This window comes from Serratia quinivorans, from assembly GCF_946227985.1.
In the GTDB taxonomy this organism is placed as follows: Bacteria; Pseudomonadota; Gammaproteobacteria; order Enterobacterales; family Enterobacteriaceae; genus Serratia; species Serratia quinivorans_A.
Genome location: NZ_CAMKGL010000001.1, coordinates 787,910 through 810,457 on the forward strand (window position 1 = coordinate 787,910; position 22,548 = coordinate 810,457).

The following is a 22,548-nucleotide window of genomic DNA, read 5'->3' on the forward strand; positions in this document are numbered from 1 at the left end:
TGACTCAATTTTCTCTAAAGTAGCTCAATTGATATTTTCAAGCAATTACCACACTCGTGTTTAGGAAGATTCTCATGCTTTATTTATTGCAAAGCCTTTAACTAACAAGGTGTTGATGCGTGTTTTTAAATGGTGTTTTATTCCTGATTGTTTTTTGCTACGTATGAATTAACTATTTTTTAAGCATTTATGAATGTTGGCAGTGGTGAAATGTTTGACTTAATAAGTTAGCAATATCTTCAGTGGTCTGTTCATAAGAAAAAGCTATAAACTTATGCGATAGTCTTTCTCAGAAATTAAAATCTGATAAAGTAAAATTAGCAGTGTAATAAAAAACGTGAAAATTATTCTTTTGTGCTTTTTATGTTCAGGGAATAACCCTGTTATCTTGTCGCGCTATTTGAGAGCAAAAAATATTAACTTGCCGCGTCAGCCGGGTGGCTAGCAGCGTCTCAGACGTGTAAATTACACCTCCTGAACACCGCTTTCCGCAGTATCGAGGACGCTATGAGCACTTTCCCGGCAATGGCCGAACTTAACGATTTAGCGCTGGATTTACCCCGCTTTGAACTATTGCTGTACCAGTTTGCCGATAAGCTGCATTTGGATTTGTCCCAGTTTACGGCGGATCATATTTCGGTACGTTGCCATCAAAATACCACGGCCGATCGCTGGCGGCAGGGCTTGCTACAGTGCGGCTCACTGCTGTCAGAGTCGATGATAAATGGTCGCCCTATTTGTTTGTTTGATCTCCAGCAACCGATCAACGTCGGACCATGGTTGATCGACTGCGTGGAACTGCCATATCCCGGCGATAAACGTTATCCGCACGAGGGCTGGGAACATGTGGAGCTGGTGCTGCGTGGCGAACCGGCCACCTTGTATGCGCGGGCGTTGAGTCATCTGCCTGATGAAGCGTTGCTGGCACCCGGGATTAAATTGAAACAGAGTTCACCGCAGGGCGAGGGCGAACGTTTACCTAACCCGACGCTGGCGATCACCGATGGGACTGTGACTATCAAATTTCATCCTTATTCCATCCGGGACATCGTCGCCAGCGAGCAAGCCTAATTCGACATCAGCGCCTGGGTAGCCAGCATCATGCGATCCAGCGCCTGAGTCAGCAGTTCGCGCCGACAACCGAAATTCAAACGGACGAAATGTCGGTTGCCAAAATCCAGCCCCGGACTTAACCCGACGCCAGCCTGTTCAAAAAAGGCGTGCGGGTTATCGACCCTCAGTTGGCTGCAATCGATCCAGGCCAGATAGGTCGCTTCGATAGGCTGCAACAGCAGGCCGGGCATGGCATTAATACGCTCGGTTACCAAATCACGGTTGGCGCGCAGATAAATCAACAGCGCGTCCAGCCAGTCTTGGCCATGCTGGTAGGCGGCCTGGGCGGCAATCAGCGCCAGTAGGTCCACCTCCGGCACAATGCCGCTGCGTGCACGGGTCAGCTTGTGACGTAACTGCGGGTTGGGAACAATCGCCATCGACGCACCCAGCCCGGCAATGTTGAAGGTTTTCGACGGCGACATCAGCGTGATGCTGCGCTGGGCAGCGTCTTCATTTAAGGTGGCAAAGGGGATGTGTTCGCAGCCGGGCTCCAGCAGCAGGTCGCAATGAATTTCGTCCGAACAGACTGTCAGCTCATGGGCCAGGGCAAACGCATGGTGCTGCAATAGTTCCGGCCGTCGATAAACCGTGCCGCCCGGATTTTGCGGGTTGCACAACAACAGTAATTTCTCTTTGCCACTGAGCTTCCCGGTGATGGCGCTGAAATCCAACAGCCAGCGACGGCCGTGCAGCGTCAACGGCACCGGTAACTGGGGGCGTCCGGCGAATTTCGCCGCTTTGCGAAACGGAGGATAAATTGGCGACGGTGCCAGTGTGCCTTCTCCTTCGGCGGTAAAGGCGCGCACGCATAAATTAAGACCACAAACCAGACCGGGCAGAAAAATCAGCCAGTCGGGGTTGATACGCCAGCCGTAGCGTTCCAGCATGCGGCGGGTAAAAACCTCAATAAGTTCAGGGGAGGGATGACTGTAACCGAATACCGCATGCGCTATGCGCTGCTGTAATGCGTCGATGATGGCCGGCGGTGACGGGAAGTCGGTATCGGCAACCCAGAGTGGAATAATGTCGCGGTCGCGATATTTATCCCACTTAACGCTGTCACTGTGACTACGGTCTACCCATTGATCAAAATTGAATGCCATAGTTACTACCCTGTATAGGTTGATACCTCTTTATCAGCCTAAGAGATAAATTGAAAAATTAACAATTGCCGTCGCAGGTTAGCCGTCATCTGGGGGTGACAATGATAAAACTGGAAGTTTGTTGCTATAGCGTCGATTGCGCGCTGACGGCTGAGCGGGCAGGTGCCGACCGCATAGAATTGTGCGCCAGCCCGAGCGAGGGCGGTTTGACACCCAGCTACGGCTCATTACGCCTGGCGCGCGACAGAGTCAGCGTGCCGGTGCATCCTATTGTTCGTCCGCGCGGTGGGGATTTTTGCTATGGGGCGGTCGATTTTGATGTGATCAAGCATGATATTGCGCAGATCCGCGATATGGGGTTTGCCGGTGTGGTGGTCGGCATGCTGGATGAAGAAGGGCATATCGATCTGCCGCGCATGCGCGAAGTGATGCGCTTGAGTGGCAATATGGCGGTGACCTTTCACCGCGCATTTGATATGTGCCAGAACCCGATGGTCGCGCTCAGTCAACTCACTCAGTTGGGCGTGGCGCGGATACTGACCTCGGGCCAACAGCAAAACGCAGAGTTGGGTTTACCCTTGCTGCGTGATCTGCTGCTGGCCAGTCAGGGGCCGGTAATTATGGCCGGTGCCGGCGTGCGCTTGAGCAATCTGCATAAATTTGTCGATATCGGCATTCAGGAGCTGCACAGCTCATCCGGTCATGCGGTGCCTTCGACCATGCGTTATCGCAAAGCCGGCGTGACCATGTGTTCAGACAGTGAGTTTGATGAATTCAGCCATTATTGCGTGGATGGCGAAATGGTCGAAGCAATGAAAAACTCGTTGGCGCTGGTCGATCCGCTGGTGCAAAGCGCCTAACGCAGATGGCCAAACCCTTTCCGGGCTGAAAGCCCCGTTGTTCGGTCGAAAATACCTGGCCCCGGCAAATTGCCGGGGCTTTTTTATGTTTATAAATCAATGCCATGTTTGCCTGAAGTATTGATATCAGTCTGTCAGCGCTGGCACAAACGGCTTTGTGTGACCGCCATATACCCGGCGCGGTAACCTCGGCGACAGGCCATGGTGAATGGCCGCCTTAATCAAAGGGACCTGCGTCGTTATGGAGGAGTCATGAAATTCTATTTTATTTGCCTGCTGGTGGCCTGCCTTCAATTATCCGGCTGTGTTGCAGCCTATTACCGCTAAGGAGAGCAGCATGCGTTATTTGGTTATTATCTATCTGGTTTGCAGTTTAACGGCCTGCGCAACGTTGTATTACAGGTGAGCGATGGGTTATTACGATACTGATGTTGACGGGCTGTGTGTCTGTCTATGGGCCGACAAAAACGGGGAATCAGCCAGCGGGAGGGAGTTCTTCTGCTGCTCCCCGTGTCGCTGAGACCGCCAATCCCACTTTAATCGGTAATAGGAAGCCCGCCGAACTGTTTGATCGGGTGGTTGTTGCACTGGGTGTAAAAGGGATAACCCTGACGCTGACAGACTCGCATTTGGGTGTTGTTGGGGTCACAGGCAGCGATGCCGAGTTGGCACAGCTCTATCTGGATTGTACCGATCAAGCAACCCCCACAAACTTGACTGAGGAGTACCGAATTCTGATACAGGTTTATTCTGCAGGGGAAGGGAGCCATGTGATAGTACAGGTTAACGGTGTGGCGGAACTGACAACGCCGGATGGCAATGACAAGGTAAAACCTTTTGAATGCAAATCCAGCGGCGTGTTGGAAAAGGATGTGCTGGAAGCCTTGCGAAAATAATAACAATCACGCCATCTCCTGAGAATAAGGGGGATGGCGCTGATTTTGTTTCTGTTTAAGGCTTCCGGGCCACCAGCACGGCACGCAGTGGGGCAGGGTAGCCTTCGATAGTTTTGCTCGGATCTTCAGGATCGAGGAACTCGGCCAGTGACTCGCTGGTCATCCAGTCGGTGCGGCGTTGCTCTTCAGTGCTGGTTACACACATGTCGGCGATTTTCACGTCGACGAAACCGCACTTCTCCAGCCAGCACTTCAGTGCTTCTGCCGACGGAATAAAATAGACGTTACGCATTTGCGCATAACGATCGCCAGGCACCAATACCTGATTGCGGTCGCCTTCTATCACCAGCGTTTCTAACACCAGTTCACCTTCGTTGACCAATTGGTTTTTCAACTGGTAGAGGTGATCCAACGGTGAGCGGCGGTGGTACAGCACGCCCATCGAAAATACCGTATCGAAGGCGGCCAATTCAGGCAGTTGCTCAATGCCGAGCGGCAACAGATGAGCGCGCTGATCGCCGCCCAGCAGTTTACGCACGGCTTCGAACTGACACAGGAACAGCTGCATCGGGTCAATGCCGACCGCCAACTGTGCGCCAGCGCCAAGCATGCGCCACAGGTGATAGCCGCTGCCGCAGCCAACGTCAAGAATGGTACGGCCGGCCAGCGGTGAAATGTGCGGTAAAACGCGATCCCATTTCCAGTCGGAATGCCATTCAGTGTCGATATTGATGCCATACAGCGAGAACGGCCCTTTACGCCACGGCATCATGGTACGCAGCATCTTTTCGATGCCCTCCAACTGACCTGGTGACAGAGGGGCGTCCATCTCGGCACGCACGCCGTCCAGTAAATCCAGACGGGTCGGCGTCAGTGTCGGCAGGTGTTCAACCGAATTAAACCACTGTTTGAACTTGCCGTGCAGCGACTCACGTTGCCAGGCGCTGAGCTGCGCGGGCAGGGTATCGAGCCAGTGGCTGAGGTTGCTTTTTGCGATGCGTTGATAAAAATCACCAAACTCAATCATGCTGCCGCCTCCGATTTCAGGGCGATCAGTGAACCGAAGTTAAAGCATTGGAACCAGACTTCGGCATGTTCAAAACCGGCCTGCTTCAAACGTGTCTTGTGGGCGGCTACGGAGTCAGTCAGCATGACGTTTTCCAGCATGCTGCGTTTCTGGCTGATTTCCAGTTCGCTGTAGCCGTTGGCGCGTTTAAAATCGTGATGCATGTTGAACAGCAGCTCGCCGACGTCGGCATCTTCAAAACTGAATTTCTCCGACAGCACCAGTGCACCGCCCGGACGCAGCCCACGATAAACCTGTTCCAGCAGGCGTAGTCGGTCAGCCGGCTCCAGGAATTGCAGGGTGAAGTTCAACACTACCATTGAGGCGTTTTCTATTTTGATATCGAGAATATCAGCCTCAATCACTTCTACCGGGGTGTCGGCGCGGAAGGCGTCAATATGGCGGCGGCAGCGTTCAACCATCGCCGGGGAATTGTCGACGGCAATGATGTTACAACCCGCCACCTTGATATTCCTTCGCATCGACAGCGTTGCTGCGCCCAGTGAACAGCCGAGGTCATACACCTGGCTGTCGGGCTGAACGAAACGTTCGGCCAGCATGCCAATCATTGAAATGATATTGGAATAGCCGGGAACGGAACGCTGGATCATGTCAGGGAACACTTCAGCGACGCGTTCGTCGAAGGTCCAGTCGCCCAGTTTGGCGATTGGGGCAGAAAAAAGAGTATCGCGGTTTGGCATGGCGGCAAATCAGTTCAGAATTCGAAGGCGCATATGCTAACAGAAAATGGCAAGAAAGAGCAGCGGAAGCAGGCGGCGTAACCGCCTGAGGTCGTGCGGGGATCAATGAAGGCTGAAAATAATATCCCACGGCAGATAGAAAATATTGGCCAGTACCATTAACACCAACGAAAGGTAGGTAGCAGTCATGCCGGAACGGCGCCAGCGGACTTCACGATTGCGTAAACCGTAATAATGCACCAGACGGCCGGCCATCAACATCAGGCCACAAATATGGATCATCCATACTTCAGCGCCGTTCATCTCCATGATCACCAGCAAAACGGCGGCGATAGGAATGTATTCTACGGCATTGCCGTGAACGCGGATGGCGGTTTGTAGCTCGTAAAACCCGCCGTCTCCGTAAGCGACACGGTATTGCATCCTTAGCCTAACCACGTCATAAGATAGCTTGATCAACAACATTGCGCCGAGCACGACATAAAGCGCGCTTACCATTTTTAACTCCATTCCCTAACCAAAACTGGCAGCCAGCATCATAGCCGCCATTGCATTCACTGTCGCGAGGAAAAATCTGATGTTATTGGTCAGATTAATAGGTCAAAACAGTGCATCCTGCTCGGGCCAGTCGGGTGGGGGCGGTAAATTCGGAATAGCCTGATAAAGCTGTTGCCAGATTTTCTGGGCCTGTTGCGGGGAATCGCCGTTATCCGGCGTATGGATAAACAAGAAGGGCTGATGTTGAGATTGCCAACTGGGCAGTTTCTGCTGCCAGGCGTCGAACCAGCGCAGGTTATCCTGCAACACATCGCCGCCGATAAAACGTACCAGTGGATTGTTGGCGGTGACCAGTGCGTGTACCGGCAGTTTGGGTTTTTTCTGCTGTGCATCGCGCACTGCCGCGCTGTTGGGCACGGCGTGATGCACTGGCCGGCTGTCGAGGATCACCCGGTTGATACCACGCTGATGCAACCCCTGATTCAGCCGTCGTTCTTCTTCACCCTTGCCAAAGAATGCCGGGTGGCGTACTTCCACCCCGTAGGTAAACTCTTTTGGCAAGGCGTCAAAAAATTGCCACATCGCCGGTAACTCCGCCGGGCCGAACGCGGCGGGCAGTTGTAGCCAAAGCTGGCCGATACGTTGATGAACCGGGCTCAGGCACTGGTAAAAGGCTTTTAACTCGGCGTCACAGTTGCGTAGTGCGGCCTGATGGCTGATGGTGGCGGGAAATTTGAAACAGAAGCGAAAATCGTCGGTGGTCATGTCGCGCCAACGCTGGACGATTTCAAGTTTAGGTAACGCGTAGAAGGTGGTATTGCCTTCCACGCAGTTAAAGTAGCGGCTGTAATCCGCCAGATCGCGTAGCCCAATACGGTTCCAGGCCGGGTGTTGCCACTGGGGGAGTCCGATATACATCAAGCTGGCATCTTCCTTAATTATCCCTGTCAGTCAAACGTGGGCGCAACATGCGGCGCCCCTACAAGTTAACGTTACTCGCCGAATGCGGCAAGAATTTCACGGGTGCTGCGAACGCGCGCCAGACGCGGGAAGATGTTGTTGAAAGCAAACTGGTGCATTTCAGCATTGGGTGCGCTGCACAGGTCTTCGGCGATCACCAATTCATAGCCGTGTTCCCAGGCGGCACGGGCGGTAGACTCCACGCCAATGTTGGTGGCAATGCCCCCCAGCACGATGGATTTAATACCGCGGCGACGCAGTTGCAGCTCAAGATCGGTGCCGTAAAATGCGCCCCATTGGCGTTTGGTCACCAGAATGTCGCTGTCGTTAACCGCCAGCGACGTGGGGAATTCCCACCAGTTGGCCGGCAACCCGCCTGCAGGCGCTGGGGAGGGGTGATCCACCGGCTGTTTCAGCGCTTCGGCAAAGGAATCTGACCAGCCAACGCGCACCAGGACAACTGGCGCACCCAGCGAACGAAAGTGTGCCGCCAACTGTGCACCATGGGCAACCACGCTCTCGGCGCTGTGTGGCCCACCGGCATAAGGCAGTATGCCGTTTTGTAAATCAATCAATACCAGGGCCGTGGTTTTAGCATCAAGTTTTAACATGGGAATATCTCGTTACGAGGTGGGTAAAATACGCGCAGGGGAGCCGGCGCGCTAAACAGGCGTCGATTCAGGCTACGTGAAAAAAGCGTCACGGGTTAATGGGAAATTTGTTAATCAATGTGTTGCTTCGAGCAAAAACACGTCATTTAGTGCTGCAACAAAGCTGTGTTCGCACTTATCTGGCGCATGAATTTCCTTTATAATGATCGCCTTTTTTCAACACACTTTACTCCGACGACCTATGCCGATTTATGAATATGCATGTGGTGCTTGCAGCCTTCGGTTAGAGAAACTGCAAAAATTTTCCGATGCGCCGCTGACAGATTGTCCGGCGTGTGGGCAGCCCGCGTTAACCAAGCTGATTTCGTCCACCGGTTTCCAGTTAAAGGGCACGGGTTGGTATGCAACAGACTTCAAACCGGGTAATAAGTAGAGTTCATCAGAAATCATCAGAAAACAGCCGCGTGGCAGGCGCTAAAGCCCGCGCGGCATCGGCTTAAGCCAAAAGGATAGCGTATGCGTACTGAATATTGCGGGCAGTTGAATCTGTCTCACGTGGGCCAGGAAGTCACTTTGTGTGGTTGGGTCAACCGTCGTCGCGATCTGGGCGGCCTGATCTTTATTGATATGCGCGACCGCGAAGGCATCGTGCAGGTGTTTTTCGATCCGGACCAGAAGGCCGCGTTCGATAAGGCGTACGACCTGCGCAATGAGTTCTGCATCCAGATCGTCGGCACCGTGCGTGCGCGTCCGGACAGCCAGATCAATAAAGATATGGCCACCGGCGAAGTGGAAGTGTTCGCCCACGCACTGGAGATCATCAACCGTTCCGAGCCTCTGCCACTGGACTCCAACCAGGTCAACAGTGAAGAAGCACGCCTGAAATACCGCTACCTGGATCTGCGTCGTCCGGAAATGGCCGACCGCCTGAAAACCCGCGCCAAAATCACCAGCTTTGTGCGTCGCTTTATGGACAGCCACGGCTTCCTCGATATCGAAACGCCGATGTTGACCAAAGCCACGCCGGAAGGTGCCCGCGACTACCTGGTACCGAGCCGGGTACATAAAGGCAAATTCTATGCGTTACCGCAGTCACCACAGCTGTTCAAACAGTTGCTGATGATGTCCGGTTTCGATCGCTACTATCAAATCGTTAAATGCTTCCGCGACGAAGACCTGCGTGCTGACCGTCAGCCTGAATTTACCCAAATCGACGTGGAAACCTCTTTCATGACCGCCGAACAGGTGCGTGAAGTGATGGAGAAACTTGCGCGTGAACTGTGGCTGGACGTGAAGAACGTAGATCTGGGTGATTTCCCGATCATGACCTTCGAAGAAGCGATGCGCCGTTACGGCTCGGACAAACCGGACCTGCGTAACCCACTGGAACTGGTGGACGTTGCCGACCTGGTGAAGGACGTCGAGTTCAAAGTGTTCTCCGGCCCGGCTAACGATGCCAAAGGCCGCGTAGCCGCGATTTGCGTTCCTGGCGGCGCGCAGCTGACGCGTAAACTGATCGACGAGTACGGCGCTTTCGTTAACATCTATGGCGCCAAAGGCCTGGCCTGGTTGAAGGTCAATGACCGTGCTGCCGGCATGGAAGGCGTACAGAGCCCGATCGCCAAATTCCTCAGCGCAGAAGTGCTGGAAGCGATCCTGGCGCGCACTAACGCGCAGTCCGGCGACATTCTGTTCTTCGGCGCCGACAGCTTCAAGATTGTGACCGATGCGATGGGCGCGCTGCGTCTGAAGCTGGGGCGCGACTTGCAACTGACCAAACTGGACAGCTGGGCACCGCTGTGGGTGATCGATTTCCCAATGTTCGAAGAGGACGGCGAGGGCGGCCTGGCGGCGATGCACCATCCGTTCACCGCACCGCGCGACATGAGCCCGGAAGCGCTGGCAACCACGCCAACCGCGGCCATTGCCAACGCTTACGACATGGTTATCAATGGCTATGAAGTGGGCGGCGGTTCAGTGCGTATTCACCGCAGCGAAATGCAGCAGACGGTATTTAGCATCCTCGGCATTAACGAGCACGAACAGCGCGAGAAGTTTGGCTTCCTGCTGGACGCGCTGAAGTACGGCACGCCGCCACACGCCGGCCTGGCTTTCGGCCTGGATCGTCTGGTGATGCTGCTGACCGGTACCGACAATATTCGTGACGTCATCGCCTTCCCGAAAACCACCGCAGCGGCCTGCTTGATGACCGAAGCGCCGAGCTTCGCCAACCCGGCGTCGCTGCAGGAGCTGGGAATTTGTGTGGTGAAAAAAGCCTCTGAACAAGAGAGCGAGTGATGAGCTACAAGCGACCCGAGTCTATTCTGGTAGTGATTTATGCCATCTCCAGTGGCCGGGTGCTGATGTTACAGCGGCGCGATGATACTGAATTCTGGCAGTCGGTGACCGGCAGCCTGGAGGAAGATGAGTCGCCGCCGCATGCCGCCCGGCGTGAGGTCATGGAAGAAGTCGGCATCGATATCGAAGCAGAGAATCTGCCGTTGTTCGATTGCCAGCGCTGTGTGGAGTTTGAACTCTTTGTCCATTTGCGACATCGCTATGCCCCGGGAACCACGCGCAATAAAGAGCATTGGTTCTGTCTGGCTTTGCCTGAAGAGCGCGATCCGGTGATTACCGAACATCACGCCTACCAGTGGCTTGAGGCGGCGCAGGCCGTGAAGTTGACCAAGTCCTGGAGCAATCAGCAGGCGATTGAAGAGTTTGTGATTAATTCAGTCCAGTAATTTTTTTCGGAGATTTTTTATGGCAGGTCATAGTAAGTGGGCCAACACCAAGCACCGCAAGGCAGCGCAGGATTCCAAGCGCGGTAAAATTTTCACCAAAATTATTCGCGAGCTGGTGACCGCCGCGAAACTGGGCGGTGGCGATCCGGGGGCTAACCCGCGTCTGCGTGCGGCGATCGACAAGGCGCTGTCCAACAACATGACGCGCGACACCCTGAACCGTGCCATCGCGCGCGGCGTGGGTGGTGATGATGATTCCAACATGGAAACCATCATTTATGAAGGCTACGGCCCGGGCGGTACTGCCGTCATGATTGAATGCCTGAGTGACAACCGTAACCGTACCGTGGCCGAAGTGCGTCATGCCTTCACCAAGTGTGGTGGTAACCTGGGTACCGATGGCTCGGTAGCTTACCTGTTCACCAAGAAGGGCGTAATCACTTACGCACCGGGCCTGGATGAAGACGTGGTGATGGAAGCGGCGCTGGAAGCCGGTGCTGAAGATATCGTTAGCTACGACGACGGTGTGATCGACGTATTCACCGCCTGGGAAAACCTCGGCGAAGTGAAAGATGCCCTGACCGCCGCCGGTTTCACTGCCGACTCGGCAGAAGTTTCCATGATCCCATCGACCAAGGCCGATATGGATGAGGAAACCGCGCCTAAGCTGTTGCGCCTGATCGACATGCTGGAAGACTGTGACGACGTGCAGGAGGTTTATCACAACGGTGAGATCTCCGACGAAGTCGCGGCAACGCTGTAATCGGCTTGAAGTACGGCGCTGCCTGGTGGCAGCGCCTGGCGAAGTTAATGCTTAACGCAAGGTGGGTGTAGGGATGACGATCATTCTCGGTATCGATCCCGGTTCGCGCGTCACCGGTTACGGCCTTATTCGCCAGCAGGGCCGCCAGTTGACCTATGTGGCCAGCGGCTGTATCCGCACCGTGGTGGATGACATGCCGACGCGTTTGAAGCTGATTTATGCGGGCGTCAGCGAAATCATCACCCAGTTTAAACCGGACTTTTTTGCCATCGAACAGGTGTTTATGGCGAAAAACCCGGATTCGGCGCTCAAGCTGGGGCAGGCGCGCGGTGTGGCCATTGTCGCCGCCGTGAACCAGGATTTGGACGTGTTCGAGTATGCGGCACGCCAGGTGAAACAAACGGTGGTGGGGACCGGCGCGGCAGAAAAAGCACAGGTGCAGCATATGGTGCGCTCCTTGCTGAAGCTGTCGGCCAATCCCCAGGCTGACGCCGCCGATGCGCTGGCCATCGCCATCACCCACTGCCATCTCAGCCAGAACGTGTTGCGGATGAGTGAAGGGCGATTGAACCTGGCGCGTGGGCGTTTAAAGTAGCGCTTGATCGGTGATACCCTAGGCTGGATATTCATCCAGCCTTTTTTATGTTATAAGCTTTACCAGCACGGCATGACAGCAGGTCATGCTCATGAATTCTGCAGGAGGGTAAATGATAGGTCGTCTCAGAGGAGTTATTCTGGAAAAGCAGCCGCCGCTGGTGTTACTGGAGGCAAACGGCGTGGGCTATGAAGTGCATATGCCGATGACCTGCTTTTATGAGCTGCCGGAACTGGGGCAAGAGGCTATCGTGTTTACCCAATTCGTGGTGCGCGAAGATGCACAGTTGCTGTATGGCTTTAATGATAAACAAGAGCGTGCGCTGTTCCGCGAGTTGATCAAAGTCAACGGCGTAGGGCCAAAGCTGGCGCTGGCTATTTTGTCCGGCATGTCCGCACAACAGTTCGTCAGTGCGGTAGAGCGTGAAGAGATTACTACGCTGGTGAAATTGCCGGGGGTTGGCAAGAAAACCGCTGAGCGCCTGGTGGTGGAAATGAAAGACCGCTTCAAAGGGCTTAATGGCGATCTGTTCAATAGCAGCAGTGAAATCACGCTGCCCACCGCAGCGCAAGCCGCTGAAATGGATGCCGAAGCCGAAGCTGCCTCGGCGCTGGTGGCATTGGGATACAAACCGCAGGAAGCCAGCCGTATGGTCAGCAAAATCGCCAAGCCTGGCGCCGATTGCGAAACCCTGATCCGCGACGCGTTGCGCGCCGCGCTGTAAGCGCCGATAAGGGATAGAGAATGATTGAAGCCGATCGCCTGATTTCTGCTGAACCGATCAATGAAGAAGAGATTCTTGATCGCGCCATCCGGCCGAAGCTGCTGACGGAGTACGTCGGTCAGCCACATGTCCGCGAGCAGATGGAAATCTTTATTCAGGCGGCCAAGCAGCGTGGCGACGCGCTGGACCACCTGTTGATTTTCGGTCCGCCGGGGCTGGGTAAAACCACGCTGGCCAATATCGTTGCCAATGAAATGGGCGTTAACCTGCGTACCACCTCCGGGCCGGTATTGGAGAAGGCGGGCGATCTGGCGGCGATGCTGACCAACCTCGAACCACACGACGTGCTGTTCATCGATGAAATCCACCGCCTCTCTCCGGTAGTAGAAGAAGTGCTGTATCCGGCGATGGAAGATTACCAACTGGATATCATGATCGGCGAAGGCCCGGCCGCTCGCTCGATCAAACTCGATTTGCCGCCGTTCACGCTGGTGGGCGCAACCACCCGTGCCGGTTCACTGACGTCACCATTGCGTGACCGTTTCGGTATTGTGCAGCGTCTGGAGTTTTATCAAGTTGCTGATTTGCAGCATATCGTTTCACGCAGCGCTAATTGCCTGGGACTGGATCTGTCGGAAGAGGGCGCCCATCAGGTAGCCCGTCGCGCGCGCGGCACTCCACGTATTGCCAACCGTTTACTGCGTCGGGTACGTGACTTTGCCGAAGTTCGCGCCAATGGCGTAATCAATGGCGAAGTGGCGATGCAGGCGCTGGATATGTTGAACGTCGACGCCGAAGGTTTTGACTATATGGACCGCAAGCTGTTACTGGCGATTATCGACAAGTTCACTGGCGGGCCAGTTGGCCTGGATAACCTGGCGGCGGCGATTGGTGAGGAGCGGGAAACTATCGAGGACGTTATTGAACCCTTCCTGATCCAGCAAGGCTTTATCCAGCGCACACCGCGTGGGCGCATGGCGACCAATCATGCCTATAAGCACTTTGGCATGGTGCGTGAAGAAGAGTAAGAGAACTGTTTGCATTAAAAAGGGCCGCAATTGAGTGAATTGCGGCCCTTTTGACATCGGTAGCTGCCGGGATCAGGCTTGCTGCTTCTTGGATAAGCTCAAAACAAACAGCACCGCGGCGCTCAAGACGACCGACGGACCGGCCGGGGTGTCGTAGAAGGCCGAAAAGGTTAGCCCGCCGGTTACGGCAAGCACACCAACCAGCACCGCGTATCCGGCCATTTGCTCCGGCGTGCGAGCGAAGCGACGTGCAGTCGCCGCAGGAATAATCAACAGTGAAGTGATGATCAGCGCACCGACGAATTTCATCGCCAGGCCGATGGTCAGGGCCGTCACCAGCATCAACACGGTGCGCGCACGCACCAGATTAACACCGTCGACATGCGCCAGTTCCGGGCTGACGGTCATCGACAGCAGGTTCCGCCACTGCCACCACAGGATCAGCAGCACGACAGTCACACCCATGCCAATCATCCAGATATCGGTAAGGGTGACCGACAGCAGGTCGCCAAACAGGTAGGCCATCAGATCGACCCGTACGTTCGACATCAGTGCCACCACGACCAGCCCCAATGAAAGTGCGCTGTGCGCCATAATGCCGAGCAGGGTATCAACGGAAAGCTGCGGGCGGCGTTCCAGCCACACCAGCACCAGAGCCAATACCAGCGTCACGGCAATTACCGCATAGAAGGGATTGATGTCCAGCAGCAGACCGAAAGCCACGCCAAGTAACGAGGCGTGCGCCAGGGTATCGCCGAAATAGGACATCCGTCGCCAGACCACAAAGGAGCCAAGCGGACCGGCTGCGCAGGCCAGCAGGACGCCGGCCAGCCAGCCGGGTAATAACAGTTCGATCATGCCTCACGGCCCCCGGTTTTCTTCAACACAATTCGTCCTTGCAGGTCGTGACGGTGGTTATGGTGGTGGCGATAGACCGCCAGTTGCTCCGCACCGCGGTTGCCGAACATGGCGATAAATTCAGGATGCATCGAAACCACTTCCGGCGCGCCGGAACAGCAGATGTGTTGGTTGAGGCACAGCACTTCATCGGTTTTGGCCATCACCAGGTGCAGGTCATGGGACACCATCAATACCGCGCAGCCCAACTCTTTACGCAGTTGGTCGATCAGGTCATACAGCGCCAGTTGGCCGTTGACGTCAACCCCTTGAGTCGGCTCATCCAGCACCAGCAGTTGTGGCTTGTTCAGCAGCGCCCGAGCCAGCAATACGCGCTGGTTTTCGCCCCCGGAAAGCTTTTGCATGGGTTGACTGAGTAGGTGGGCTGCCTGTACGCGCTTAAGCGCTGGCAGAATATCGGCCTTTTTGACACCGGGCTTCAGGCGCATAAAGCGGCTGACGGTCAGCGGCAGGGTGGCATCGAGGTGCAATTTTTGCGGCACATAGCCAATGCGCAGGCCAGGCTCGTGTTCCAGGGTTCCTTCGGTGGGCGCAATCAGCCCCAGCACCACTCGCACCAGCGTGGATTTGCCCGCGCCGTTTGGGCCGAGCAGCGTCAGAATACGGCCCGGCTGCAGGCTGAGCGAAATATTCGACAGCACCTTGCGGTTACCAAAGGAGACGGAGATATTTTTTAGCGTTGTCAGTGTGGACATCTCATGATTACATTTTGCAGAACTAACCGAATGTTATAATATCACGCCTCGCTGATGAAAACGACGGGATTACTGATAATGGCACAGAAAAATAAATGGCTGCAGCGCACGTTGCTGGCCAGCGCATTGATGATGGCCGGGCCGCTGAGCAGTGCGTCTGCGGCAGTGGTGACGTCTATACGGCCGGTGGGTTTTATCGCCGCGGCGATAGCCGATGGCGTGACGCCGACCGAAGTGCTGCTACCCGATGGCGCATCGCCGCACGATTTCGCGCTGCGGCCTTCCGATATCCAGCGCCTGCGTGCCGCCGATCTGGTGGTGTGGGTGGGGCCGGACATGGAAGCCTTTCTGGCCAAACCCTTAATCTCAATATCGGCTAACCGCCAGGTTGCCATCAGTGAATTGAGTGGGGTGAAACCTCTGCTGATGAAGGGTGAAGACGACGGTCACGACCATGAGCATGGCGATGATCATGCAGCCGATACGCATAATCATGCTGAAAATAATGAGGGGGATGGGCATCACCACGGCGAATATAATATGCACGTTTGGCTGTCCCCGGAAGTGGCAAAAGTGACCGCGATCGCGATTCACGACAGGTTATTGGAACTTATGCCGCAAAATAAGGACAAATTAGACGCAAACCTGCGCCAGTTCGAGAATCTGCTGACGCAAACTGACAAAAATGTTGGTAACATGCTCAAGCCTGTGCAAGGCAAGGGATATTTTGTTTTTCATGATGCTTACGGCTACTTTGAGAAGCATTTCGGTTTGAGCCCGCTGGGCCATTTTACCGTTAATCCCGAAATCCAGCCTGGAGCACAGCGCTTACACCAAATTCGAACACAGTTGGTTGAGCAGAAAGCAGTATGCGTTTTTGCTGAGCCACAATTCAGGCCCGCCGTAATCAATGCGGTTGCCAAGGGGACCAAAGTGCGTTCTGGAACGCTGGATCCGCTGGGCACCGGCATCGCACTGGGTAAAGACAGCTACGGGAAATTCCTGACTCAGCTGTCAAACCAGTACGTGAGCTGCCTGAAGTAAAGATTATGAGGATAAAATCGAGTGCAGCAGATAGTCAAAACTATCGCTCTGGCGTATAACAACCTGCCACGGCCCCACCGCGTTATGCTGGGGTCGTTGACAGTGGTTACATTGGCCGTTGCCGTCTGGCGGCCTTTTGTTTATCACCCAGAACATAACCCCATCGTTAAGAGTATCGAATTAGAATCCAGCCAGTTACGGTCCTTGCTGCCAGAAGCCAGTGAGCCGATCGATCTTGACCAAGCCACCCCCGATGATGACATCCCACAGGATGAGCTGGACCAGAAGGTCGCCGGCGAGGATGGAGTGCATGAATATGTGGTTTCCACTGGCGACACCCTGGGCAGTATCCTGACCCAATATGGCATTGATATGTCGGACGTCACCCTGCTGGCATCGCAGAACCGCGATCTGCGTAATCTGAAAATTGGTCAACAGCTGTCATGGACAGTGAACGAGGCTGGCGATCTGCAGCGTTTGACCTGGGAAGTGTCCCGCCGCGAGACCCGTACTTACGATCGTACGGGCAACAGCTTTAAAGAAAGCCAGGAATCTCAACAGGGTGAATGGCGTAATAATGTGATCAGCGGCCGACTCAACGGCAGCTTTGTCACCAGCGCCGCTAACGCCGGCCTTAGCCGTGCTGAAATCAATGCGGTGATCAAAGCGCTGCAGTGGCAGTTGGACTTCCGCAAACTGCGCAAGGGCGATCAATTCTCGGTATTAATGTCTCGCGAACACTTTGATGGCAAGAGTGCGCAGAGCCAGTTGCTGGGTGTGCGCATGCGCACCGGCGGTAAGGATTACTACGCTATTCGTGCCGAAGACGGTAAATTCTACGATCGTCAAGGTTCCGGTCTGGCGAAAGGCTTTATGCGTTTCCCGACCATGAAGCAATTCCGCATTTCCTCAAACTTCAACCCACGCCGGGTTAACCCGGTCACCGGGCGCATTGCGCCGCATAAAGGCGTCGACTTTGCGATGCCGGTTGGCACCCCGGTGCTGGCCGTGGGTGACGGCGAAGTACTGATCGCCAAACGCAGTGGCGCTGCGGGTAACTATGTGGCCATTCGTCATGGTCGCCAGTACACCACGCGTTATATGCATCTGAAAAAACTGTTGGTTAAGCCAGGTCAGAAAGTGAAGCGTGGCGATCGTATTGCGTTGTCCGGTAACACCGGCCGCTCTACCGGCCCACATCTGCACTTTGAAATGTGGACCAACCAACAGGCCGTGAACCCGTTGACGGCGAAGCTGCCGCGCTCTGAAGGGCTGACCGGTAAAGATCGCAGTGATTATCTGGCGCAGGTGAAGGAAGTCACCCCGCAGCTGCAGTTGGATTAATCCTTTGTTCGGGCGCTATGCGCCAGTGATACCATCGGCCTGATTTCGGGCCGATGTTGTTTTATATTGGCGCTTCGCCGTGGTTAATTGCAAAATCAACCTTTGCAATTATGATTAGCCGAACCGCTAAGTTAAGAGCTTGTGCATGCAAAACGAAAAAAAATCTAACTCAGAGTTCATCCCGCAATTTCAGAAAGCCTTTTACCACCCGCGCTACTGGGGCGTTTGGCTGGGAACCGGGCTGATGGCCGGTATTTCATTGGTGCCTGCGCGCTTGCGCGATCCGGTGCTGGGTGCCGTTGGCAAGCTGGCCGGCAAGGTGGCTAAAGGTGCCCGACGTCGTGCGCGCATCAACCTGCTGTATTGCTTGCCGGAAGTGCCGGAAAACGAGCGTGAGCACATCATTGATGAGATGTTTGCCACCGCGCCGCAGTCGATGATCCTGATGGCCGAACTGGCCTGCACCAAACCGGAAAAAGTGTTGAAGCGCGTTCGATGGCATGGCGAAGAGGTGCTGGATAAAATCCGTGAGGAAGGGCGTAACGTGATTTTCCTGGTGCCGCATGGCTGGGCTGTAGACGTACCGGCAATGCTGATGGCGGCTCGCGGCCAGCCGATGGCTGCCATGTTCCACAACCAGAGTAATCCATTAGTTGATTATCTGTGGAATACGGTGCGCCGTAAGTTCGGCGGCAGAATGCATGCGCGCAATGACGGCATCAAACCGTTTATCAGCTCAGTGCGCCAGGGGTACTGGGGTTACTATCTGCCTGACCAAGATCACGGTGCCGAACACAGTGAGTTCGTCGACTTCTTCGCCACCTATAAGGCGACGTTACCCGCGGTTGGACGTTTGATGAAGGTTTGCCGCGCGGCTATTGTGCCATTGTTCCCGGTCTATGACGGCAAAACCAGTATGCTGGATGTTTATATTCGCCCGCCGATGGACGATTTGGCCACTGCCGATGACCACACTATTGCGCGTCGGATGAATGAAGAGGTGGAGAATCTGGTGGGACCGAACCCGGAACAGTACACCTGGATCCTCAAACTGTTGAAAACGCGTAAAGAAGGTGAGATTGAACCTTATTCGCGCGATGATTTATACCGCTAAGCGACCGTTTTCCTGGCGTCAAGGGCCAGTCTTCTCAGGGTGACTGGCCCTTTGTGTTAGATATGCACCATGCAACCCTGAGCCATTAGCGGCCCCAGAACGGCGGGGATCTGGGCAAAGTTGTTCCAACGCAGGTCTAACCGTCGCAGACGGGTCAACGCCGCCATGCTGTCAGGTAAGGTACTCAGGCGGTTGGCACGCAGGTCTAACGTGCTCAGGGTCGTCAACTGGCCAAAGTCCGCCGGTAACTGCTGTAGCTGATTAGTCCGCAGGTTGAGGTGAGTCAGGTTGGCCAACTGGCAGAATGCCGCCGGTAGCCGATTGATAGCGTTGTTTTCCAGATCCAGCACGGCCAGTTCAGACAACTGAGCTATTTCATTCGGCAGCGTGGCCAGACGGTTTTTCATCAAGTGCAGTTCCTGCAGCGCGGTCAACTGGCCGATGGTGGCAGGTAACGCACTAATTTGATTGTTGTACAGCCGCAGTTCTTGCAGATTACTGAGCTGCACAACCGCTGGCGGCAGTTCACTGAGTTGGTTATCCGTCACGTTCAGATAGCGCAGCTGGTGCAGTTTGCCCAGCTCGATGGGTAGGTCGCGAAAGGCGTTGTCGCTCAAATACAAATAGGTCAGCTCACGCAGTTCACCAATACTTGCAGGGACGTTGGTGGCTTTATTGTGGCCGCAATCGAGCATGGCCAGCCGTTGAAGTTGACCAATTTCGCTCGGTAACGCATTGAGCTGGTTGCAGGAGATATTTAATACCTGCAGGTTGCGATGTTGCAAAATTTGCATCGGGAATTGGCGCAGTTGATTGTCGTACAGACTGATTTTCAGCAGAGAGTTGCCCCGCAGACTGACATCGTCCAGGTTTTCCAGCCCCTGGCCGTCAAGGTCCAGCGTTTGCGCATTGTGATTTTGCTGTGGGTGTTGATGAAGCATCGGTGGCTCTCCATTTGCCGTAACGGTGACTGGAGATGAGTTTATCAGGGGGAAGGGGGAAACGTAAAAAATGCCGACCGAGTTAACGGCCGGCAGCAGTATATTTTATTCGACGCGCAGGATACGGCTGGTGTTGGTGGTACCCACGGTTTCCATCACGTCGCCCTGGGTGACGATCACCAGGTCGCCGGAGACCAGGAAACCTTTATCACGCAGGCGGTTAACCGCGTCATTGGCCGCGATAACGCCGTCATTATGGCTGTCGAAGTACACTGGCGTAACGCCGCGGTACAGCGCAGTCAGGTTCAACGTGTGCTCATGGCGTGACATGGCGAAGATCGGCAGACCGGAGCTGATACGTGACATCATCAGCGCGGTGCGACCTGACTCGGTCATGGCGATCAGTGCGGTAACCCCTTTCAGGTGGTTAGCCGCGTACATTGAAGACATGGCAATGGCTTCTTCAATGTTGTCGAACTGCACGTCCAGACGGTGTTTGGAGACGTTGATGCTTGGAATTTTCTCTGCACCCAGACAAACACGCGCCATCGCCGCCACGGTTTCTGCCGGGTACTGACCGGCCGCGGTTTCAGCAGATAGCATTACGGCATCGGTACCATCCAGCACGGCGTTCGCAACGTCCATGACTTCGGCGCGGGTAGGCATCGGGTTGGTGATCATCGACTCCATCATCTGGGTTGCGGTAATCACGGCGCGGTTCAGCGTACGGGCACGGCGGATCAGTTTCTTCTGGATACCGACCAGTTCAGGATCGCCGATTTCGACGCCCAGATCGCCACGAGCTACCATCACCACGTCGGAGGCCAGGATGATGTCATCCATGGCTTCGTCGCTGCAAACGGCTTCGGCACGTTCAACCTTGGACACGATCTTGGCGTTGCAGCCTGCATCACGTGCCAGTCGACGTGCGTAGTTCAAATCTTCGCCGGTACGCGGGAAGGAAACCGCCAGGTAATCGACGCCGATTTTTGCCGCGGTGACGATATCGGCCTTGTCTTTCTCGGTCAGGGCTTCAGCGGACAGGCCGCCGCCCAGTTTGTTGATGCCCTTGTTGTTGGACAGTGGGCCGCCAACGGTGACTTCGGTAAACACTTTCATGCCCTGAACTTCGAGCACTTTCAGCTGTACGCGGCCGTCATCGAGCAGCAGTACGTCGCCGGGCACCACGTCGGCAGGCAGGCCTTTATAGTCGATACCGACTTTTTCTTTATCGCCTTCGCCCTTGGACATGTTGGCATCTAGCAGGAATTTATCACCGATGTTAAGGAAGATTTTACCTTCCTTAAAGGTGGAAACACGGATCTTCGGCCCTTGCAGGTCACCCAGAATAGCGACGTGGCGTCCCAGTTTGGCAGCAATTTCGCGCACTTTGTCAGCGCGGATCTGGTGGTCTTCTGCAGTGCCGTGGGAAAAGTTAAGCCGAACTACGTTAGCGCCGGCGGCAATGATCTTTTCCAGATTATTGTCGCGGTCAGTAGCCGGACCCAGGGTGGTAACAATTTTGGTTCTTCTGAGCCGTCTGGACATGTATTACTCCGTTGACTGGTGAAGCAAATTATTGGTGTTGCGATAACGTCGGATAACGAAACCAGGAATGAAATGTAATTTTACTACACTGATATTTCACCTGGGTTACCCGCATGAGCGTTTTACAGGGTACTGCCTCTAATGCTGCCGTTCAGATGACTTTGAACGACAGGTTTTTTCACATCGGTTACGAGTCGAAACTGTTGGGGATAACCACACCCTTATCAAAGCGCGATTCTTTCAACGCTTCCTTGACCCGCTTCAAGTTATCTCTGAATTTGGCCCCTCTACGCAAGGTAAATCCGGTGGCCAGCACGTCGATGAGCGTTAATTGCGCAATTCGCGATACCATCGGCATATAAACGTCGGTGTCTTCCGGAACATCGAGCAATAATGCCAACGTGGCTTCATGAGCCAGTGGGGTATCGCGAGAGGTAATAGCGATTACCGTGGCATCGTTTTCACGTGCCAGTTGCGCCATTTCCACCAGGTTCTTGGTACGACCGGTGTGGGAGATGAGTACCACCACATCCCCCTCGCTGGAGTTCATGCATCCCATGCGTTGCATGACGATGTCATCGAAATAGACCACCGGAATATTGAAGCGGAAAAATTTGTTCATCGCGTCGTGGGCCACTGCCGCCGAGGCACCCAAACCGAAGAAAGAGATTTTTTTTGCCTGGGTAAGCAAGTCAACCGCACGATTGATTGCTGCAATATCCAAATTTGCCTTTACTGTATCAAGGCTGGCCATCACGGATTCGAAAATTTTACCGGTATAGGAAGCAACGCTGTCATCTTCCTCCACGTTACGGTTTACGTACGGGGTGCCGTTGGCCAGGCTTTGGGCAAGATGCAGTTTAAAATCGGGAAAACCCTTGGTATCGAGACGGCGACAAAAGCGGTTGACGGTGGGCTCGCTAACGTCCGCCATTCTGGCCAGCGTCGCGATACTGGAGTGAATGGCGGTCTGCGGGGAGGCAAGGATCACCTCGGCGACTTTCCGTTCAGATTTGCTCAGCAGCTCCAGATGGCTCTGGATTTTTTCCAGCGTATTCATATAACGAGAGTCCACTCATAGGGTATGTCGATTTCAATCAAAGGAGAAATCAATGCCGGTTTAGTGAAAATATACTACGTGCTGGTAACCGTTGGCAGTGTCGACAGAGGGTATGCAGAGTTTTTTCATCAGAACATGACCTGTGTCTAACTTTCATAATGGTAAAAGAGCGTCAAAAAAGACAGAAAATTACAGTTTTTAGTTCAGTCAGCGGCATTT

The 22,548-nt window shown here is 54.5% G+C and carries 25 protein-coding genes; 13 read left to right on the forward strand and 12 right to left on the reverse strand.

The window, feature by feature from the left end:
* Positions 1-507 precede the first annotated feature (507 nt).
* On the forward strand, positions 508-1,071 hold the full coding sequence (locus OCH02_RS03705) for a VOC family protein (protein ID WP_261429922.1): 564 nt from the start codon (positions 508-510) through the stop codon (positions 1,069-1,071).
* On the opposite strand, the gene OCH02_RS03710 is transcribed toward OCH02_RS03705, so the two are convergent.
* Positions 1,068-2,219 carry a MalY/PatB family protein gene (locus OCH02_RS03710; RefSeq protein ID WP_261429923.1) on the reverse strand — a complete coding sequence of 384 codons (1,152 nt, stop codon included), beginning with the start codon at positions 2,217-2,219 and terminating at the stop codon, positions 1,068-1,070. The two genes, OCH02_RS03705 and OCH02_RS03710, sit on opposite strands and share 4 nt — an antisense overlap.
* Before the next feature lie 101 nt (positions 2,220-2,320).
* On the opposite strand from OCH02_RS03710, the gene cutC reads away from it, so the two are divergent.
* Positions 2,321-3,079, forward strand: coding sequence for a copper homeostasis protein CutC (gene cutC / locus OCH02_RS03715; RefSeq protein WP_261429924.1), 759 nt, complete (start codon positions 2,321-2,323; stop codon positions 3,077-3,079).
* Positions 3,080-3,615: 536 nt separating this feature from the next.
* On the opposite strand, the gene OCH02_RS03720 is transcribed toward cutC, so the two are convergent.
* Complete coding sequence (locus OCH02_RS03720; protein ID WP_261429925.1) at positions 3,616-3,777, reverse strand: hypothetical protein; 162 nt, start codon at positions 3,775-3,777, stop codon at positions 3,616-3,618.
* 72 nt (positions 3,778-3,849) lie between these two features.
* Here OCH02_RS03720 and OCH02_RS03725 point away from each other — a divergent pair, with 72 nt between their 5' ends.
* On the forward strand, positions 3,850-3,975 hold the full coding sequence (locus OCH02_RS03725; protein ID WP_261429926.1) for a hypothetical protein: 126 nt from the start codon (positions 3,850-3,852) through the stop codon (positions 3,973-3,975).
* Between the two features lie 55 nt (positions 3,976-4,030).
* Here OCH02_RS03725 and cmoB read toward each other — a convergent pair whose 3' ends face one another.
* From cmoB to OCH02_RS03750, 5 genes are all read right to left on the reverse strand, one after another.
* The gene (cmoB, locus tag OCH02_RS03730) at positions 4,031-5,002 is read right to left on the reverse strand and encodes a tRNA 5-methoxyuridine(34)/uridine 5-oxyacetic acid(34) synthase CmoB (protein ID WP_261429928.1); all 972 of its coding nucleotides are present in this window, start codon (positions 5,000-5,002) and stop codon (positions 4,031-4,033) included.
* Positions 4,999-5,742 (reverse strand): carboxy-S-adenosyl-L-methionine synthase CmoA, encoded by a 744-nt coding sequence (gene cmoA / locus OCH02_RS03735; protein WP_261429929.1) that lies wholly within the window; start codon positions 5,740-5,742, stop codon positions 4,999-5,001. The genes cmoB and cmoA overlap by 4 nt, the downstream gene beginning before the upstream one ends.
* 102 nt (positions 5,743-5,844) lie before the next feature.
* Positions 5,845-6,240, reverse strand: a complete 396-nt coding sequence (locus OCH02_RS03740) for an MAPEG family protein (RefSeq protein ID WP_261429930.1) — start codon at positions 6,238-6,240, stop codon at positions 5,845-5,847.
* A gap of 102 nt (positions 6,241-6,342) precedes the next feature.
* The gene (locus OCH02_RS03745) at positions 6,343-7,158 is read right to left on the reverse strand and encodes a DUF72 domain-containing protein (protein WP_261429931.1); all 816 of its coding nucleotides are present in this window, start codon (positions 7,156-7,158) and stop codon (positions 6,343-6,345) included.
* Between the two features lie 74 nt (positions 7,159-7,232).
* Complete coding sequence (locus OCH02_RS03750; RefSeq protein WP_261429932.1) at positions 7,233-7,811, reverse strand: hydrolase; 579 nt, start codon at positions 7,809-7,811, stop codon at positions 7,233-7,235.
* A gap of 241 nt (positions 7,812-8,052) precedes the next feature.
* Between OCH02_RS03750 and OCH02_RS03755 the strand changes: the two genes are divergently transcribed.
* The 7 genes from OCH02_RS03755 (at position 8,053) to ruvB (ending at position 13,665) form a co-directional block, all read left to right on the forward strand.
* Positions 8,053-8,244: an FmdB family zinc ribbon protein gene (locus OCH02_RS03755; RefSeq protein ID WP_012145506.1), complete on the forward strand. Its 192-nt coding sequence runs from the start codon at positions 8,053-8,055 to the stop codon at positions 8,242-8,244.
* Positions 8,245-8,327: 83 nt separating this feature from the next.
* Entirely contained in the window at positions 8,328-10,109 is a 1,782-nt protein-coding gene (aspS, locus tag OCH02_RS03760; protein ID WP_261429933.1) for an aspartate--tRNA ligase, read from the forward strand.
* Positions 10,109-10,555, forward strand: coding sequence for a dihydroneopterin triphosphate diphosphatase (nudB, locus tag OCH02_RS03765; protein ID WP_261429934.1), 447 nt, complete (start codon positions 10,109-10,111; stop codon positions 10,553-10,555). Before aspS ends, nudB begins: the two co-directional genes overlap by 1 nt.
* Before the next feature lie 19 nt (positions 10,556-10,574).
* Entirely contained in the window at positions 10,575-11,318 is a 744-nt protein-coding gene (locus OCH02_RS03770) for a YebC/PmpR family DNA-binding transcriptional regulator (protein ID WP_012145503.1), read from the forward strand.
* A gap of 73 nt (positions 11,319-11,391) precedes the next feature.
* Positions 11,392-11,913 (forward strand): crossover junction endodeoxyribonuclease RuvC, encoded by a 522-nt coding sequence (gene ruvC / locus OCH02_RS03775; protein ID WP_261429936.1) that lies wholly within the window; start codon positions 11,392-11,394, stop codon positions 11,911-11,913.
* 112 nt (positions 11,914-12,025) lie between these two features.
* Entirely contained in the window at positions 12,026-12,637 is a 612-nt protein-coding gene (gene ruvA, locus OCH02_RS03780; RefSeq protein WP_261429937.1) for a Holliday junction branch migration protein RuvA, read from the forward strand.
* Between the two features lie 20 nt (positions 12,638-12,657).
* The gene (gene ruvB / locus OCH02_RS03785) at positions 12,658-13,665 is read left to right on the forward strand and encodes a Holliday junction branch migration DNA helicase RuvB (protein WP_261429939.1); all 1,008 of its coding nucleotides are present in this window, start codon (positions 12,658-12,660) and stop codon (positions 13,663-13,665) included.
* Between the two features lie 72 nt (positions 13,666-13,737).
* Here the strand turns inward: ruvB and znuB are convergent, their stop codons facing one another.
* Positions 13,738-14,523, reverse strand: coding sequence for a zinc ABC transporter permease subunit ZnuB (gene znuB, locus OCH02_RS03790; RefSeq protein ID WP_261429940.1), 786 nt, complete (start codon positions 14,521-14,523; stop codon positions 13,738-13,740).
* Positions 14,520-15,278 (reverse strand): zinc ABC transporter ATP-binding protein ZnuC, encoded by a 759-nt coding sequence (gene znuC / locus OCH02_RS03795; protein ID WP_261429941.1) that lies wholly within the window; start codon positions 15,276-15,278, stop codon positions 14,520-14,522. Before znuC ends, znuB begins: the two co-directional genes overlap by 4 nt.
* A 78-nt stretch (positions 15,279-15,356) precedes the next feature.
* On the opposite strand from znuC, the gene znuA reads away from it, so the two are divergent.
* The 3 genes from znuA to lpxM all read left to right on the forward strand — a co-directional run bounded on the left by znuA (position 15,357) and on the right by lpxM (position 18,780).
* Positions 15,357-16,322, forward strand: a complete 966-nt coding sequence (gene znuA / locus OCH02_RS03800) for a zinc ABC transporter substrate-binding protein ZnuA (RefSeq protein WP_261429942.1) — start codon at positions 15,357-15,359, stop codon at positions 16,320-16,322.
* 21 nt (positions 16,323-16,343) lie between these two features.
* Positions 16,344-17,666, forward strand: coding sequence for a murein DD-endopeptidase MepM (gene mepM / locus OCH02_RS03805; RefSeq protein WP_153860095.1), 1,323 nt, complete (start codon positions 16,344-16,346; stop codon positions 17,664-17,666).
* 145 nt (positions 17,667-17,811) lie between these two features.
* On the forward strand, positions 17,812-18,780 hold the full coding sequence (gene lpxM / locus OCH02_RS03810) for a lauroyl-Kdo(2)-lipid IV(A) myristoyltransferase (RefSeq protein WP_012145495.1): 969 nt from the start codon (positions 17,812-17,814) through the stop codon (positions 18,778-18,780).
* A gap of 56 nt (positions 18,781-18,836) precedes the next feature.
* On the opposite strand, the gene OCH02_RS03815 is transcribed toward lpxM, so the two are convergent.
* The 3 genes from OCH02_RS03815 to OCH02_RS03825 all read right to left on the reverse strand — a co-directional run bounded on the left by OCH02_RS03815 (position 18,837) and on the right by OCH02_RS03825 (position 22,329).
* Complete coding sequence (locus tag OCH02_RS03815; protein WP_261429943.1) at positions 18,837-19,721, reverse strand: leucine-rich repeat domain-containing protein; 885 nt, start codon at positions 19,719-19,721, stop codon at positions 18,837-18,839.
* A gap of 105 nt (positions 19,722-19,826) precedes the next feature.
* On the reverse strand, positions 19,827-21,269 hold the full coding sequence (pyk, locus tag OCH02_RS03820; protein WP_012145494.1) for a pyruvate kinase: 1,443 nt from the start codon (positions 21,267-21,269) through the stop codon (positions 19,827-19,829).
* Between the two features lie 187 nt (positions 21,270-21,456).
* The gene (locus OCH02_RS03825; protein ID WP_012145493.1) at positions 21,457-22,329 is read right to left on the reverse strand and encodes a MurR/RpiR family transcriptional regulator; all 873 of its coding nucleotides are present in this window, start codon (positions 22,327-22,329) and stop codon (positions 21,457-21,459) included.
* Positions 22,330-22,548: the final 219 nt, after the last annotated feature.